Origin of the sequence: Pyramidobacter porci (assembly GCF_009695745.1) — a bacterium.
In the GTDB taxonomy this organism is placed as follows: domain Bacteria; phylum Synergistota; class Synergistia; order Synergistales; family Dethiosulfovibrionaceae; genus Pyramidobacter; species Pyramidobacter porci.
On record NZ_VUNH01000001.1, the window covers coordinates 296,963 to 311,024 of the forward strand.

The 14,062-nt window shown below is 55.8% G+C and carries 11 protein-coding genes; all 11 read right to left on the reverse strand.

From position 1 onward, the window contains the following. Window position 1: 1 nt before the first annotated feature. Window positions 2-1,294 carry a hemolysin family protein gene (locus FYJ74_RS01385; RefSeq protein ID WP_154527826.1) on the reverse strand — a complete coding sequence of 431 codons (1,293 nt, stop codon included), beginning with the start codon at window positions 1,292-1,294 and terminating at the stop codon, window positions 2-4. Beyond that, window positions 1,291-1,884, reverse strand: a complete 594-nt coding sequence (ybeY, locus tag FYJ74_RS01390; RefSeq protein ID WP_154527827.1) for an rRNA maturation RNase YbeY — start codon at window positions 1,882-1,884, stop codon at window positions 1,291-1,293. Before ybeY ends, FYJ74_RS01385 begins: the two co-directional genes overlap by 4 nt. After that, on the reverse strand, window positions 1,820-3,928 hold the full coding sequence (locus FYJ74_RS01395) for an HD family phosphohydrolase (RefSeq protein ID WP_154527828.1): 2,109 nt from the start codon (window positions 3,926-3,928) through the stop codon (window positions 1,820-1,822). Before FYJ74_RS01395 ends, ybeY begins: the two co-directional genes overlap by 65 nt. Window positions 3,929-3,945: 17 nt before the next feature. Continuing rightward, window positions 3,946-4,902 carry a PhoH family protein gene (locus tag FYJ74_RS01400; RefSeq protein ID WP_154527829.1) on the reverse strand — a complete coding sequence of 319 codons (957 nt, stop codon included), beginning with the start codon at window positions 4,900-4,902 and terminating at the stop codon, window positions 3,946-3,948. A 152-nt stretch (window positions 4,903-5,054) separates the two neighbouring features. Beyond that, window positions 5,055-6,566, reverse strand: coding sequence for a pyruvate carboxylase subunit B (locus FYJ74_RS01405; protein ID WP_154527830.1), 1,512 nt, complete (start codon window positions 6,564-6,566; stop codon window positions 5,055-5,057). 72 nt (window positions 6,567-6,638) lie between these two features. Continuing rightward, window positions 6,639-7,451: a nucleoside triphosphate pyrophosphohydrolase gene (gene mazG, locus FYJ74_RS01410; protein WP_154527831.1), complete on the reverse strand. Its 813-nt coding sequence runs from the start codon at window positions 7,449-7,451 to the stop codon at window positions 6,639-6,641. A gap of 26 nt (window positions 7,452-7,477) precedes the next feature. Next, complete coding sequence (locus FYJ74_RS01415) at window positions 7,478-10,417, reverse strand: DEAD/DEAH box helicase (protein WP_326830843.1); 2,940 nt, start codon at window positions 10,415-10,417, stop codon at window positions 7,478-7,480. Window positions 10,418-10,595: 178 nt separating this feature from the next. Then, on the reverse strand, window positions 10,596-11,189 hold the full coding sequence (gene pth, locus FYJ74_RS01420) for an aminoacyl-tRNA hydrolase (protein WP_154527833.1): 594 nt from the start codon (window positions 11,187-11,189) through the stop codon (window positions 10,596-10,598). A gap of 4 nt (window positions 11,190-11,193) precedes the next feature. Beyond that, on the reverse strand, window positions 11,194-11,499 hold the full coding sequence (locus FYJ74_RS01425; RefSeq protein WP_154527834.1) for a 50S ribosomal protein L25: 306 nt from the start codon (window positions 11,497-11,499) through the stop codon (window positions 11,194-11,196). Window positions 11,500-11,548: 49 nt separating this feature from the next. Beyond that, window positions 11,549-12,520, reverse strand: a complete 972-nt coding sequence (locus FYJ74_RS01430) for a ribose-phosphate diphosphokinase (protein WP_154527835.1) — start codon at window positions 12,518-12,520, stop codon at window positions 11,549-11,551. A 3-nt stretch (window positions 12,521-12,523) separates the two neighbouring features. Next, window positions 12,524-13,918 carry a bifunctional UDP-N-acetylglucosamine diphosphorylase/glucosamine-1-phosphate N-acetyltransferase GlmU gene (gene glmU, locus FYJ74_RS01435; RefSeq protein ID WP_154527836.1) on the reverse strand — a complete coding sequence of 465 codons (1,395 nt, stop codon included), beginning with the start codon at window positions 13,916-13,918 and terminating at the stop codon, window positions 12,524-12,526. Between the last annotated feature and the right edge of the window lie 144 nt (window positions 13,919-14,062).

A 14,062-nucleotide genomic window follows, 5' to 3' on the forward strand; every position in this document is an offset into this window, starting at 1 on the left:
ATCATTCCTCCTGCGCTTTGGTGTGACGTTCCTTCTGAACTTCATGTGCGGAGCGCGTAAAGATGACTTCATTCACGCGGTGTTCCCCTACGTCGGTGACCCTTATCGTCCAGTCATCATCGCGGTAAATATCGCCTTTCTCGGGGAATCCCATGAACTTATCGAGAACATAGCCGCCGACGGAGTCAACATCGCTGCAATCGAAGTCGTATCCCACGACGGCCCCGAGATCCTCGAGCGACTCCGTGCATTTCACCCGGTACGAGTTCTCGTTCAACTGCACGATAGGGGCTGATTCCTCGTCATATTCGTCGCGTATATCGCCGACGATCTCTTCAAGCAGGTCTTCAAGAGTGACGATTCCCGCCGTGCCGCCGTATTCATCCACGACTACCGCAAAGTGAACGTGCTTGCCGCGCATCATGCCGAAAAGATCGTTGACTTTCATCGTTTCCGGGACGAAGAGCGCCCTCCGCATAAAAGCGCTGAGAGGGGTATCCATCTTGCCGGCTCGCAGATAGGGAATCATGTCCTTGAGGTAAACGACGCCGACAATGTCATCCGGCGTTTCACGAAAAACGGGAATTCTCGAATGTTCCCAATTTTGCATGAGAGAAGCGACATCGGCAATGGTCGCATTCACCTCCAATGCGTCCATGGACACGCGAGGGACCATGATCTCCGAGACTCTGGTCTCATCGAAGGCGATAACGCCGTCGATCATTCTGCGTTCCGAAGCTTCGATAGCCCCGGATTCTTCGCCGTTTTTCACCAATTGCTCTATTTCATCCCGCGTGACGACCGCGCTTTCCAACGTCATGTCGACGTGAAACAAGCCGCTGAAAAAGGCTACGATCTTCTCCAAAATCCAAATAAGGGGGCTGAAGACGACGGAGACCGCGCGCAAGCCGGGCAGGATGACATTGAAATTCCTTTCACCGAGGGCCATGCCGATACATTTAGGCAGGAAGTCGGCAAAAAGGACCATCAGGATCGTCATGATGACCGTCGCCCAAAAAACGCCTCTTTCACCCCAGAAGTTCGTCGTCAAGACCGTCGCGAATGAACTGGCAGCGACGGAAAAGAGATTATGCGCCACCAAGATGGCGATAATGACTTTTTGTCTTTCAGCAAGCTCCCAATCAACCAGCGGAGCCAGTTTGGCGTTGTCTTCGCCGAATGCCTGAGCCTTGGCTGCACTGACCGAAGAAATTGCCGCCTCGCCCACGCTCAGATAGCCGCTCAGCATCACGAGAAAGACGACGGTCAAAAGGAGGACGACAAAAGACGTCATTTTTTCTCGGGCCCCGCGTTACCGGCAACCGGAACGGACAGTCCTTTCAGAAAAAGATCTCGGAAATGTTCCTGCACGCTCCACATTCTCTTTTGTTTCTCCGGCGTGTCGTGATCCCACGCCAGAAGGTGCAGCATGCCGTGAAAAACAACGAGCGCCAGTTCCGATTCTTCCGATACGTGATGTTCGAAAGAATTCTTTCTGATGACTGCGGGACACACCACAATATCGCCGAGGAGAAGAGGCGCCCGCTGAGCGTCGGGGACAAACCTGCCTTCTTTTTCAAAAAGGGGGAAACTCAACACGTCCGTTGGAGCGTGGATCTGACGGTATTCATCGTTCACCTCGGACATTCGCGTCTCATCCAGGAACTGCAGAGAAATGAGCAGTCCCCCATGTGCGCGCCATGCCGGCCAATGGACGTCATATAAGTCTGCCGCCAGCCTTTCGAAAGTGGCGATATTCGTTTTTGCCAGCGTCAGCAGGGGATCCTGTTCGACGTCACTGGCGATGAGAATGCGGACTTCAGGATTCTTTCGCCGCCGCTGTTTTATTTTGAACCGCGACCATGTTCGAGGAGCCATGCGCATCCTGAGCCTCCTTTCCTTGCTCTTCAGGCAACGATTTCAGCGGTTTGATGTCGCGCGTATGATACATCGAACGCAACGTACTGACCAGCGCCGCTTTGATATCCGAGAGGTCTTTCAGAGTGAAGGGAACTTCGTCCAGCTGGCCAGTGCTTATCTTGGACTGCACCACGTTGTCGGCAAGACGGGTGAGGTCGAGAATGCCCTTGATGTTGGCGCTCTCCGCCCGCGCCGCGGCCTCCGTCGAATCGGCAATCATCAGAACTCCGGTTTCCTTGCTTCGCGGCCTCGGTCCAGGATAGCAGAATTGACTCTCGTCAGCTTTCAGCCCCGCCTGCAGCGCTTTTCGATAAAAATACGTCAAGCAGGTTGTGCCATGATGTTCCGCAATAAACGCTTTTATCTGCGACGGCAGACGATATTCGTCGGCAAGTTCCAGTCCGTCTTTCACATGCGACAGAATCACGAGCGCGGATAAAGCCGGCGACATCTCATCATGAGCGTTTCTTCCCGAAATTTGGTTCTCGATAAACGATTGCGGCCGTTTCAACTTGCCAATGTCATGGAAACAAGCGCCCGCCCGGAGCAGCATCGGATTCAGACCGATTTTCTCGGCTGCCGCCTCGGCCAGATTCCCCACCATTTGGCTATGATGATAAGTGCCGGGAGCCTCGACCTGCATTCTCTTCAGCAGCGGATGGGAAGGCTGCGTCAGCTCTACAAGCTGCAAAGGAGAAACGATATCGAAGAGGATCTCCAGCAGCGGCAGCAAGACGATAACCATAAAGCTCAACAGCAGGCACGCCGTAAACATAATAGCCACCTGACGAACGCTCATCAGATTGGTCAACCCCCATTGGAGCACCGAGGCGACCCCAAGCATCGCGATGCCGAGAACGAACACATGGATCCAGACGGCAGAGCGCGAATAATTTCTTTTGAAAAGAGAGATTCCCAAAATGGCTCCGGCGCACCCCGAAATTGCATTGATGGCAAACGCGGTGACATCGTATCCTGAGGTGATGATCGAGGCGCTCAACGTCACGGCGACAGCGCAATTCAACGCGCCGATGTCGGGAAGCGTGAGGTAGATCATGGCAATCACTGGGAAAACGCCGACGCCGTTGACGCCCCAATAGATCACGCCGATCTGAAAGAGCCAACCCAACAACAACAGAAAGAACGAATAAGTCCAGTCTCCATGATACGTCGTGCTTATAAAAACGTGGGTCATGGTCTTGCGGATCCACAGAACGCTTATGCAGGCCACGATGACGGCGAAGACAAGGGACGTCATCGGGAAACGCCCCTCGGGATACCCTTGGAGTTTCAGGATCCTCGCAAGCTGCGGCGTCACGATTTCCCCTTTGTTGACGATCCGGTCGCCGGCATAAAATATGTGCTTGGTCTGTTCGATATCGGAGGCCGCCAGCGATTTTATACGCTCCGTCAGATCGGGATCGACTTTCTGATCACCTTCGGACAGTCCGACGAGAATCTGATAAATGATGTTTGCGGAAGAAGGGTTCGTCTCCACCAGACCGATGCGCTGCCATATGAACTCATCCTTTTCGTCCGCAGACAAATTCATGTTGCGCTGAAGATCGTCATGGATCGAGCGCACGGTAGCGACAATCTGCTCCCGTGTGTCCAGAGACGCAGCATCCAAGAGCTCACGGAGTTCTTTGGGCAAAATTCTGTCGTCGAGCGGCCGATTCAAGAGGATCTCGCATTCATCGTCGAAACCGACTTCGCTTTTCATATGCCCCTTGACGACGACCCCGATGATTCCGTCGGCGACTTCCGCGCGCAGCCTTTCCGTCGCTTCGTTGTCGTCGTAGTTCATGTCGCGAACGGCGTAATACGTTCGCTGAGCGGTCGCACCGGAAATAAAGTAAGAGTCGGAATCAACCGTGTACCATCGTACCTGTACGACGACCATCGCCACAAAAGCCGCAATCGCGTAAGGCAGGAGCTTCACGATGTACTTGCAGGAGCTTTGGAAGAGCTTCCTCCATTGAGTCCGGTCCAGCTGATCAATATTCATCGTCCGTTTCCTCGCCGTTATCTCTTCTGTGATGCCTCATATTGATCATAGGCAGCAACAATTTTTTGGACAATTTCGTGCCGCACCACGTCTTCATTTTGCAGGTGAATAAAAGAAATCCCTTCGATATCTTTGAGGATCCCCTGAACGAGCCTCAGTCCCGACTGCTTGCCGTTGGGCAGGTCAACCTGAGTGAGATCGCCGGTGATGACCGCCTTGGAACCGAAGCCGATGCGAGTCAGAAACATCTTCATCTGTTCAGGCGTTGTATTTTGAGCCTCGTCGAGGATGACAAAACTGTCGTTGAGGGTCCGCCCCCGCATGTAAGCAAGAGGGGCGATTTCAATGATTCCTTTGTCGGCGTAACGGGCGAATTTTTCGGGGGAAAGAAGTTCAAAAAAAGCGTCATATAACGGGCGGAGGTACGGTTCCACCTTTTCACGAAGATCGCCGGGCAAAAAGCCCAGACTTTCGCCCGCCTCGACTGCCGGCCGCACGAGAATGACGCGGTTGACGCTTCCGGTTTTAAGCTGATTTACGGCCTGACAGACCGCAAGGTAGGTTTTCCCCGTTCCTGCCGGTCCAATGCCGAAAATCACCGTGTTCTTCTCCATCGCCTTGACATATTCAAGCTGCCGGGCGGTACGCGGCCTGATAGGCTTGCCCCGGTAAGTGATGCAAAGCAGTTCCGAATAGAGCGAAGCGACATCGACGTGACCGTTCTTGTGCAGAGTTTCAAGCATATAGCGAAAATCTTGCAGGCGGAACTGATGGCCATTTTGTGCCGCATCGCGTATCTGCGACAAAAAGGCATGGGCCTGGCGTACGTTTTTTTCTTCGTCCCCGGCGACGGTGATCAATTCTCCCCGCCTGAAAATGCGGACCTTTCGCTTTGACTCGAGAAATTCGAGGTTTTCATCGTCCTGCCCGCAGATTCTCATCAACAGCGCGGGGTCAGAACATTCCAACTGCATTGTATAGACTCGGTCTATGGTAATACCTCCCCCGCTTCCCCGCGTGAAAGTTTCATACAACAAACACAGCATGGAGGGACGGAAAAGCCGCCCCTCCTTTTTTATAGAGTTTTTCCGATTTCCGAATGCAAATACCGCGAACTCCTCGGCTCTTACACGGGATACGCGGAACCATCCACGAACTCGTTCAGGCCGATATCGGTCATCGTTTCACGGGCGTACTTCTTCACCAGAAAATCCTTGGCAACCGCCGGGAAAAGCACATAGGTCAGCACGTCCTCGGGCTGGGTGATCCACGACGCAACTTCTTTTCGGGCCTTTTCCAGCTCCGGCTCGATAAGATCGGCAGGACGGCAGGTAATAGGCTTGTCTCCGCCAAGAACTTTTTTCTGGATTTCCGGGTCCATCGGCGCGGGCGTCTGACCATACATTCCCTTGAAGAGATTATACACTTCCTTGGGAATGATTTTCCACCGTTCCCCGGAAAGCACGTTAAGCGTCGCCTGCGTGCCGACAATCTGGCTGCTTGGCGTCACCAGAGGCGGATACCCCATGGCCGCGCGGACATAAGGGACTTCCTCCAGGACTTGCGGCAGTTTATCCTGCTGCCCGGCTTCTTTCAGCTGATTGACGAGATTCGAATACATGCCGCCGGGAATCTGCGCAAGCAGAATATCCGTATTCGCGCCCTGAACCTTTACGAAGATTTTGTCGTATTTCGCGCGTATCTTCTTGAAATGATTGGAAATCGGCGTCACTTGGCGAATATCGAGCCCCGTGTCCCACTGGCTGCCGGCAAGAGCGGCCACAAAGGTCTCGGTGCACGGCTGACTGGTCCCCATCGAGAAGGGAGACAGAGCGCAATCGATGACGTCGGCGCCGGCTTCGATCGCGGCGTAATAAGCCAATCCTGCGAGGCCACACGTATAATGCGAATGCACTTGGATCGGCAGCGCCGTCGCCCGTTTGATGCCATGGACCAGTTCCTTGGCAGCCGTCGGCGTCAACAATCCGGCCATGTCCTTGATGCAAATCGAATCGGCGCCAAGGTCTTTCATCTGCGAAGCCAGTTTCACAAAGGCCTCTACCGTATGCACCGGAGACGTAGTATAGGCGATGCAGAGCTGAAGGTGCGCTCCTTCCGCCTTAGTCTGGGCAGCCGTCACTTCGAGGTTGCGGAGGTCGTTCAGCGCGTCGAAAATCCTGATGATGTCAATGCCATTGCCGACCGCCCGCTTCACAAATTCTTTGGCGGTATCGTCAGCGTAATGGCGGTATCCCACGAGATTCTGCCCTCTCAAAAGCATTTGCAGCTTGGTCTTCTTGAAATGCTTCTTCAGCGTGCGCAGCCTTTCCCAGGGATCTTCGTTGAGGAAACGCATGCAGGCGTCGAAGGTCGCTCCCCCCCAAACTTCTAAAGAGTGATAGCCGATCTCGTCCATCTGATCCAGTACCGGCAGCATGTCATCAAGGGACATGCGCGTAGCCATCAGCGACTGATGAGCATCGCGGAGCACCGTTTCAGTGATCTCCACCCTGCGCGTTTCGGAAATCTCGCGGGTGATTTCCCGTGCGGCAGACTCTTCGGCCGGCGGCATTTTCTTTTGGATGTCCGCCTTTTCATCCCCGACGGCGGCTGAAGAATGCGCTTTCTTTGAAACCATGTAAATTCCCTCCTACGGATATATTTCAATTTTTGCTTTTGTTCGAGAATATTTGCCAATGCGACTACTATATCACAAGGAAGCTTTCTTCGCTTGATTCCATAAATATATTAAATCGTTCAATGAAAGATCGTACCATTTTTTGTCATGCTGCTCGATTTGCGTCTCGATATAACGGAACCGACGTTCGAATTTTGCATTCGTCCTTGACAAAGCCAAGTCCGGGTCAACGCCGCAGCGCCGTGAAAGGTTCACGACCGCGAACAGAAGATCGCCGATTTCCCCGGCGAGCTCCTGTTTTTTATCGGCGTCGAGGACTTCGCAGACTTCGGCAAGCTCTTCCCTGATCTTCTCCACGACCGGCGTCTGTTCTCCCTGAGGCCAATCGAATCCTACGCCGGCGGCTTTCTCTTGAATCCTGTAAGCCTTCGCCAGAGCGGGCAGACGGCGCGGCACTCCCGTCAGAACGGAAACGTCCCGTGTCTGTTCCGCCTGGCGCTCCTGACGTTTTATTTCCTCCCAGCCGGTCGGGGCGCTCTGGTGTGCCTCGGCCGACGCTCCGCCAAAAATGTGAGGATGACGGCGAATGAGCTTCTCGGTTATGATCCTCGGAATGTCGTCGATTGAAAAATCGCCTTTTTCCTCTGCTATGGTGCCGATAAAAATCACCTGAAGCAGCAAATCCCCGCATTCTTCAAGGACATGTTTCATGTTCCCCTCGGCCTCGCGGCGCTCAATGGCGTCTACCAACTCGTAGGCTTCTTCGATGATATGCGGACGGAGGGACTCGTAATCCTGTTTGCGATCCCAGGGACAGCCGCCCGGAGAGCGCAGTTTTTTCATGGTCTCTATGAGTTCGGAAAAACGACCGGGCTCCTTGTCCATTTTTTGCCTCCTCAAATTAAGAAATATCACGCCCGGGGAACGACTTTTTTCATCAACTCCCCGGCAACGGCATGCAGTCCGTTGACGCCGCCAATGCCGAGGCGCGCGCCGCTTTTTACGATCCAGCGCGGAGGCAGGAAGGCACCTTCCCTCAAGGGACCCTCAAGAGCGACGAGCGCCTTCGAGACCCGGAGCTTCTCGATCCCGAGAGCCCCGCCTTCGCCGCGGACCAGAGCCGCGTCAAGTAGCCCTTGAACCTGCTCGGGCAGAGGCCCATACCGATCAAGAAGTTCCGCCCGCATTTCCTCGTATTCCTGAGCGCTCAAGGGGGATAACAAACGCCTGTACAACCCGATGCGCAGATCCATCTGCGGGACATATTCCACAGGAATCACCAGCGGCATGCCCACATCGACCAGCGCGGGCTTTATTCCGATCCCTCGCAGCTGGTCGACGCGCTCCTTCAATTTTTTCAAGTAAAGGGTATAGCCGATGCGCTCCTTAAAGCCATGCTGTTCCGTTCCGAGGATCTCGCCCGCCCCGCGGATCTCGAGGTCACGCTGCGCCAGTTGATAGCCGCCATTCTGCGAGCCGACGGCGCCCAGGGCTTCAAGGCGTTCGCGGGTCTGGCCGCCGCTTTCTTCGGATTCATAAAAAAACAGGGCGTAAGCGTTCTCGCTGCGTCGCCCGATGCGGCCGCGTATCTGATGCATCTGCGCCAGGCCAAGGCGTCTGACGTCGTCGACGATCAGCGTGTTGGCCCGCGGCACGTCAAGCCCGCTTTCGATGATCGTCGTGCACACCAAGATTTCAATTCTGCCGTCATAGAACTCGTTCATCGTCTTCTCGAGCTCGCGCTCTCCCATTTGCCCGTGAGCAACGGCCGTGCGGTGTCCGGGGAAAAGGTTGGCAAGACGCGCCGCGATCTGTTCTATGTCGTCGATGCGATTATGCAGATAGTATACCTGTCCGCCTCGCATGAGCTCGCGGAGAACCGCGTCATGCGCCAGACTGGGATCCCATCGGGAGGTCACGGTAAAGACTTCGCCGCGCCCTCGCGGCGAAGTGGCGATCACGGAAATGTCCCGGATGCCGCGCAGAGCCATGGAAAGGCTTCTGGGAATCGGCGTCGCCGAAAGAGAAAGCACGTCCAGCCCGGGATGCGCCACTTTCAGCCGCTCTTTGTGTTTGACGCCAAAACGGTGTTCTTCGTCGATTATCAGCAGTCCCAAGTCTTTGAATTGAATGTCGTCCTGAAAAAGGCGATGGGTGCCGATCAGGATGTCGACGCGTCCTTTTGCCGTTTCGTCGAGAATTTCCTTCTGCTTTTTCTTGGGGATCATTCGCGAAAGCAGCTCGACGCGGATCGGAAGTTCGCCCACTCTGGCGACGCAGGTGCGATAATGCTGGAGGGCCAAAACCGTTGTCGGCGCAATAATCGCCGCCTGCGCGCCATTTTCGACGGCTTTGACCGCCGCGCGCAGCACAACCTCGGTTTTGCCGTAACCGACGTCTCCGACAATGAGGCGGTCCATAGGCCAGCGGCGTTCCATGTCGTGCTTGACGTCGCGGATCGCCCGGAGCTGATCGACGGTTTCTTTGTAGGGAAAGCTCTCTTCGAAGCGTTTCAGCAGGTCGCCGTCGCGTCCAAAAGCTCGCCCCTCGGCCAGTTCGCGCTGGGCGTAGAGATTCAGGAGCCCTTGCGCTTCCGCTTCGATCTGCGCTTCCGCTTTTTTCCACGCCGAACGCCAGCGCTTCGACTTGAGGCTGTCGAGCTCGGGGACGCCGTTACCATTCCATGGGGTGAGGCGGAAAAGCTCAGCGGTAGGGATAATCAGTCTTTCGTTGTCGGCGAACCGCAGAACGATGGTTTCGTAATTCTGGCCGCCAAAATTCTCGACCGATGTCCCCTCAAGCTGGCAGACGCCATATTTTTCGTGGATGACCCACTGGTCCTTCTTCAAGCTCGCCTCAAGGTCCAAAGGCATGCCGTGGTTGACCTCTTCTTCGGCAACTTCGTTGATGCCGAAAAGTTCCGCGTCGGAAATCCAGATCTCGTTCCGGTCTTTCACCACGACACCGCCGCTTAAACTGCTGCCCTGCTGGAAAGAGACCTGCTCGGGAAATGAACTTCCGGTCAAGTTGCGGCTGGTGATATGGATCTTGAATCCCGCCTGCAGATGGCTGTCGACGTACGCGCGGGCCGCTCTCAGATCGCCCCGGAAATAAGGAACGACGCCGAAATCAAGGGCGTCCTGGTGAACGCCCTCCCCGGGAGCCGATACTCTCAACCGCGGCAGACGCCCCGTGTCCAGCAAAAACCTTTCGAACGCGTCGGGCGCAAGCCGCTGCTTTTCGTCGACAAGCGCGTTGTAGAGCTCGCAAAAAGCCGCAAAGCCGTCCTCGAGCCTGCGGGGCTGGACCAGCAGCGTTCCGTAACTGCCCCAGGCTCTTTCGCGCTGTTCGTCTTCGCTGTGATTGACGCTGCGCACAATGAAATGCGGCAGATTTTGAAAGCTCCTCTGCGAGCGGGGTTGAAAAAAGCGGATCGATTCCACGTCCTCGTCAAAAAACTCGACGCGCAGCGGCGCCTTTTCGGAGGGATCGAAAAAATCGACGATACCGCCGCGAACCGCAAACTCGCCGGGCTGCCATACCAACTCCGCCCGCCGATAGCCGTTTTCGGCAAGCCAAGACGTGAGTGTATCCCGTCCCAAACGTTTGCCGGCCGCCAAAGTCAATCCCACTTTGCCGAAGCGAAACGGCGTGAGCAACGCTCCCGGAGTGGCCACCAACATCCCGCTCCTTGCATTGAGCCATCCCGAAAGCGTATGGCCGCGCCGCAGAAACGAATCCCCGTTCCGCAGCTTCTCGCGGTCCAAAGGGGGCTCTTCGAGCAGACGGCTTTCGACCCCCAGCACTTTCAAATCAGAGTCCAGAGTCAGCGCCTCCTGGCGCGTCGGCACAAGAACAAGAACCTTTTCACATCCGCGCAGGGAACACGCCAGCCCGGCGCCTTCCAGAGGAATGCCGACCGACGCTCCGCGCGCCCAAAGCCGAGAATCGACGTCACTTAAGCGAGAAGTCAGAGTTCGTCACCTCCCTTTCGCTTATAGCGATCATAAACAAAAAACGGCGAAAGCGTCATGCTTCGCCGTTTACAGAACGTACATCACAACTGTTCACGCGGTTCATAAGTTTTTCTGCGTCAGACGAACACCACTCCAGACAAAAAGCTGAAGCTTTTTCGATTGACCTGTCAATGACGCGGCGATCGTCAGCGGAAAAACGCCCCGTCACCCAAGCGGCCATATCGTAGCGCGGCGGGCAGGGATCGACGCCGAGGCGCAGACGCGGAAAATCCCCGCTGTTAAGATGGGCGATGACGGATTTCAACCCGTTATGCCCCCCGGCGGAGCCTTTCGAACGAATCCTCATACGTCCCAGCGGCAGGTTGATATCGTCCACGACCACGAGGATATTCCTCGGCTCGATCTTGTAGAAACGGGCGATCTCCCCCACGGCTACGCCGCTGTTGTTCATGTACGTATAGGGTTTGAGAAACACGACCCGTTCGCCGCCGACATTCAACGGCCCCCAACAGGCGCCGCCGAACTTTGTCGACGGCTCGCCGGCCCGCAGGCGATTTACGAGACAGTCGATCACATCCCAGCCGACATTATGCCGCGTCAAAGCGTAATCCGTGCCGGGATTGCCAAGCCCTGCAATGAGGCGCAAGTGCTTATTCGTTCGCGCAGTAAAAGTCGATGTGCAGCAGCCGGTCCGTGGCGTAATTCTTCGTGGCGGACTTGATCACGCAGTTTTTCACTTCCCCGTTGGGAAGTTTTGCGGCAAAGACGGTCTTCTTCACATCGTCGGACATAAGGTAGGGCAGCATCGTTTTGGTCTCCACCTTAACGGAGTAGGTCTGGTCAAGGGCCGGTCCGTAGACGACGGCGGGGAGAAAGCCTTCCTTGCGCAAACGGCCGCAATACGCCGAACCTGAATCCTCGCGATTCTCAAGAACAATCTGAACTGCTTCTGACATAATACAAAGAGCCTCCTCAAAAAAATTATTTACAATGGCGGGTCCGAAATCACTCAAAAAGATCGCTCACCGACCCATCAGTGTGAATCCTTCGAATAGCCTCGGCAAAAACCGGGGCCATGGACACTTGCACTATTTTATCCAATTTCCTTTCCGCTGGCAATGGGATCGTGTCGGTCACAACGACTTTTGTGACGGCGTCGTCGCTGAGACGGTCGATGGCGGGGCCGGAGAGCAGGCCATGAGTCGCCGAACAGTAGACTTCCTTGGCGCCCAGGCTTTCCAACGCTTTGGCCGCGTTGACGATGGTGCCGGCCGTATCGATCATATCGTCGATGATAATGCACGTTTTGTCGGCCACGTCGGTGCCGATGATTTCCATGACCTCGCAAATATTGGCCATGTCGTGACGGCGGCGTTTATCGACGATGGAAATCTCCGCTTTCAGAAGCGTCGCCAGTTTCCGGGCGCGGACGACCCCGCCGGCGTCGGGCGATACGACGACGAATTGACTGGTGTCTTGATCGCCGATAAGGTGCTCTTTGAACCAGCCGGCCAGAAGCGGCACGCCCAAAAGATGATCCACGGGAATGTCAAAGAAACCCTGGATCTGCCGCGCGTGCAGGTCCGCCGTAACGACGCGGTCGGTGCCGGCGTGCTCGATCATATTCGCGACCAGCTTTGCCGAGATCGGCTCCCGCCCTTTGGCCTGACGATCCTGACGGGCATAACCGAAATAGGGCATGACAAGGTTGATCCTTCCCGCGGAGGCTCTCTTCAGCGCGTCGACCATGATCAGCAGTTCCATCAGGTTGTCGTTGACGGGCTTGCACGTTGGCTGGATCACATACACGTCTGCGCCGCGGACGCTCTCTTCGATGCGGAAGCCCACCTCTCCGTCGGCGAAGTTGTAGTGGGTAACGTTCGCCAGCCTGATTCCCAGCTCCTGGCTCACTTTCTCCGCGAACTCGGGATGAGCGGTACCGGAAATAACCATGATCTGCCTCTCGCTCGACATCATCTTTCAAGCCTCCATATTTTTTTCGCGCTCAGCCTTTTTTCTTTGTGCCCATCCCTCGCGCACGACCTGACGATTTCTCGCCACGGCGAGCGCGCCCGCGGGGACGTCCCGAGTGATGACCGACCCGGCGCCGATCACGGCGCCGTCGCCGATGTTCACCGGGGCGACGAACATCGTGTCGCTGCCGATAAAACAGCGATCCCCGATCCGCGTTTTGTTTTTATTGACACCGTCGTAGTTGCATGTGACGGATGCCGCGCCGATATTGGTTTCCGCGCCGATCACGGCGTCCCCCATATAGCTCAGGTGAGGAACTTTCGTCCCTGCGCCGATCTCGCTGTTTTTGATCTCGACGAATTTTCCGGCAAAAGAATCCCGCAGAAGATGCGTGCCGTCCCGCAAGAAACAGAAAGGCCCCATCTTCACGTTTTCTTCCGCAACGATATCTTCGGCGACCACATAGCCGAGACACTGCACGTTGTCCTTCAGTATGCAGCGGCGGAGGATCGTTCCCGAGCCGAGGCGGCAGCCCGCGCCGATCTCGCTGCATCCCCAGATCTGAACGTTCGGGGAAAGGAACGCCTCGCCGTGAAACACGACCCGCGGCGAGACCCACGCCGTGCTCGGGTCAACGCATTTTACCCCTTTGAGCATCCACGCCGCGAGAAGGCGGTCCCGCATTTTCAGCGAAAGCGCGGCAAGCTCGAGCGGATTGTTCACGCCGGCGAGATTCTCGGCACCGAGTTTCACCGGAACGACGTTCAGGCCGCGACGGCAGGCCCAGGAAATGAGATCGACAATGTAATATTCTCGTTGACTGTTGTTCTGCGTCAAGCCGGAAAGCCCCTCAAGAAGCGTGGGAACAGCGAACACGTAGACGCCGGCGTTTATTTCGGATATGCGCAGCTGCTCAGGCGACGCGTCCTTTGCCTCCACGATGCGGACGCCGCTCCCGCTCCTGACGACGCGCCCGTAGGAAGCCGGCTCGTCCAGATCGCAGGTCATGAACGCCGCGTCCGCCGCGTCCGCATGATCAAGAAAAGATCCGATCTCTTGTTCGGTGATCATCGGCATATCGCCGTTCACGACCAAAATGCGGTCCCGCTCTCTAATCCAATCGACAGCAGTCATGACCGCATGCCCCGTGCCAAGCTGCTCTTTCTGCCAGATCACTTTGGCGTCGGGGGCATTCTGTGCGAGCCACGCCTCGACGTGTTGCCCTCCGTGTCCGGCCACAACGGCGATGTCGTCGATGCCGGCGGCTCGCAGCGCTCGTAAAACATAGTAAAGCATCGGCTCTTCGAGGAGAGGCTGCATCACCTTGGGAACCGCGCTCTGCATTCTCGTTCCCTTGCCGGCAGCCAATATCAACGCGCTGCATTTCTCCGGCCGCGTCATTTTATCATCCTTTCAGAAAGTCGTCGGATGATGAACCCGATAACTTCCTCGTTTCATATTTTCATGGTAAGATTTGGAAAAGAGCAAAAGAACGAGTCTATACTATCATGGTCTCGAAGCCTGTCAAGGCAAAGAATGTAGAAA

What these genes read in the sequence shown, in the direction of transcription:
- FYJ74_RS01385 (WP_154527826.1), bottom strand. Translation starts at nt 1,294, where the DNA reads ATGACGTCTTTTGTCGTCCTCCTTTTGACCGTCGTCTTTCTCGTGATG.
- FYJ74_RS01405 (WP_154527830.1), bottom strand. Translation starts at nt 6,566, where the DNA reads ATGGTTTCAAAGAAAGCGCATTCTTCAGCCGCCGTCGGGGATGAAAAG.
- FYJ74_RS01425 (WP_154527834.1), bottom strand. Translation starts at nt 11,499, where the DNA reads ATGTCAGAAGCAGTTCAGATTGTTCTTGAGAATCGCGAGGATTCAGGT.
- FYJ74_RS01395 (WP_154527828.1), bottom strand. Translation starts at nt 3,928, where the DNA reads ATGAATATTGATCAGCTGGACCGGACTCAATGGAGGAAGCTCTTCCAA.
- mazG (WP_154527831.1), bottom strand. Translation starts at nt 7,451, where the DNA reads ATGGACAAGGAGCCCGGTCGTTTTTCCGAACTCATAGAGACCATGAAA.
- glmU (WP_154527836.1), bottom strand. Translation starts at nt 13,918, where the DNA reads ATGACGCGGCCGGAGAAATGCAGCGCGTTGATATTGGCTGCCGGCAAG.
- FYJ74_RS01430 (WP_154527835.1), bottom strand. Translation starts at nt 12,520, where the DNA reads ATGATGTCGAGCGAGAGGCAGATCATGGTTATTTCCGGTACCGCTCAT.
- ybeY (WP_154527827.1), bottom strand. Translation starts at nt 1,884, where the DNA reads ATGCGCATGGCTCCTCGAACATGGTCGCGGTTCAAAATAAAACAGCGG.
- FYJ74_RS01400 (WP_154527829.1), bottom strand. Translation starts at nt 4,902, where the DNA reads ATGCAGTTGGAATGTTCTGACCCCGCGCTGTTGATGAGAATCTGCGGG.